Genomic DNA, 1,570 nt, shown 5'->3' on the forward strand with positions numbered 1-1,570 from the left:
ACACTTATTATATCGGAAACGAAAAAGATTTTCTAGCATTACTCGAATATGCAAAAGCCAGAGACAACTTATCAGATATTGTAAAAGCTATTAAGAAGCTGGAAGCACTTCATTATTCTGAAGTATCGACAGAACGTATTCAATTCATTTGTGAACAGGATGACAATGTGGATATGGATACCCTAAAGGATTCAACGATGAAAAATGATATTGAAAAGCAATCTGAAGAGAACCTCAAAGCATATGAATCTATTTTTTATCGTGAAGGAGTAATGTGAAATCGAAAAAAAAGAAGTGATAATTGAATTATGTAAAGAATTATGATTCCCAAGCATCAGAAGGCTGATCAAGTCTTCTGACGCGTTTGAGAACGAGAAAGAAGCGTATGATATTTTGTATCAAGTGTTTACACAAGAGAAAGCTGATCGATCTGTACGCGCAAAACAAGCGAATTTTCCACAAGAGAAGTTATTAGATGAGTTTGTGGTCGAGGCATTACCTGAACAAGCAAGAACAAAGTTAAATGAGCTAAAATCATAGCATTTATAGAAAAAGGTCAAAATGTCATATTAACTGGACCACCTGGTACGGGGAAATCGCATATGGCTGTTGGATTGGGAATGGAGGCGTGTTTAGCCGGTTATCGCATGTTTTTCGCTACGGTACCTTCGTTTATTAATCAATTAAAAGATCATCGTTCAGAACGAACATTACGTAGCTTTGAATTAAAATTTGAAAAGTATGACCTCGTCATTCTTGACGAATTAGTCTATATTTCATTTGATAAAGAAGGCGCAGAATTACTTTTCTCGTACTTATCTTTAAGAGCTGGAAGAAAATCAACGATAATAACGAGTAATTTGTCTTTTGTCAATTGGCAAGATATCTTTCAAGATTCTGTTTTAACTGCAGCTTTAACGGATCGTTTGACGCATAGATATCTTACGTTTTAAATATGAATGGTAATTCTTATCGCATGCGCGAAACAGCAGAATGGTTAAAATCTGAAAGTGAACAAGTGGTGCAAAATTAAATTAACAAATGGTTCACTTTTCAATTGACAAATACATGATAGCAAACGATTTACTAAATATGCTGCGCTGCCATATAATATGCTGTTAAACTACGACTTAGAATGTTCTTATATATATTAAACTATTGGCTAATGACTTTAAAGTAAGTGAACAACTATGTTTTGAAAGAGTAAACAATATAAAAAATACAATCTTATTTCAAACATTATTTAGCTGATAATTAATTTATTTTCTATTATTTACGTTATTAAAATACAATTTATTCGTATTTTAATAACTAGTTTTGAATGAATAGGAGGATTAAGTGCCATTCTTGACAGACCTTTTACCACTTCAAATAAATTTAATAAAAATTAATTTTTTTACCTTCTGTCACTAGCGTTGCATAAATGTTTTCATAATTTTCAGTTTAATTATCCTTGCTATTTAGAGCCGAAAAAGTAAATATCCAAGTAAAGGCGGTTCCATCCATTTGGAATTATTTTACAATTATACTAGTGCAACGACGACAAAATGCGTATTAAGGGATTGATTTC

At 32.0% G+C, this 1,570-nt stretch carries 2 protein-coding genes and 1 pseudogene; all 3 read left to right on the top strand.

Translation table 11 applies throughout. The features are described 5' to 3' along the window. Window positions 1–278 (top strand): annotated as a pseudogene (locus OWO01_RS15855) (IS21 family transposase); the annotation flags it as partial. Window positions 279–393: 115 nt separating this feature from the next. After that, a complete protein-coding gene (locus OWO01_RS16035) occupies window positions 394–540 on the top strand; it encodes a hypothetical protein (protein ID WP_272506208.1) in 147 nt (48 codons plus the stop codon). A 26-nt stretch (window positions 541–566) separates the two neighbouring features. Further along, window positions 567–953 (top strand): ATP-binding protein, encoded by a 387-nt coding sequence (locus tag OWO01_RS16040; RefSeq protein WP_336284415.1) that lies wholly within the window; start codon window positions 567–569, stop codon window positions 951–953. The last annotated feature ends 617 nt before the right edge of the window (window positions 954–1,570 follow it).

Origin of the sequence: Natronobacillus azotifigens (assembly GCF_026805325.1) — a bacterium.
In the GTDB taxonomy this organism is placed as follows: domain Bacteria; phylum Bacillota; class Bacilli; order Bacillales; family Amphibacillaceae; genus Natronobacillus; species Natronobacillus azotifigens.